The following is a 268-nucleotide window of genomic DNA, read 5'->3' as shown; positions in this document are numbered from 1 at the left end:
CTGGAATTCGCGCTCACCGCATCACCCTCTTGCGGCGCGCCAACTGGCGTAGCGACGGGCTTCAGGTGAATGCACAGGCGCAGGCGCACCTCCTCAAAGTCGAACGGTTTGGTCACGTAGTCCACCGCGCCGGCCGAAAGCCCAGCCACACGCTCCTCCGGCAACGCGGCGGAGGTCAGGAAAATCACCGGACTCGCCCGCGTGACCGGGTTGGCCTTGAGCAGCCGGCAAGCGGTCATGCCGTCGCAGACGGGCATGCGAATGTCCA

1 protein-coding gene is annotated in these 268 nt (G+C 66.0%); it reads right to left on the bottom strand.

All coding sequences use genetic code 11. The features are described 5' to 3' along the window. Positions 1–257: response regulator (locus tag RVY79_RS19870; RefSeq protein WP_317466292.1), on the bottom strand; the 257-nt coding region annotated here is incomplete at its 3' end. Positions 258–268: the final 11 nt, after the last annotated feature.

This window comes from Chromohalobacter sp. HP20-39 (assembly GCF_033052815.1).
Taxonomy (GTDB): domain Bacteria; phylum Pseudomonadota; class Gammaproteobacteria; order Pseudomonadales; family Halomonadaceae; genus Chromohalobacter.
Note: the sequence above shows the minus strand (reverse complement) of the source record. Positions and strands in the feature narration are given on the sequence as shown.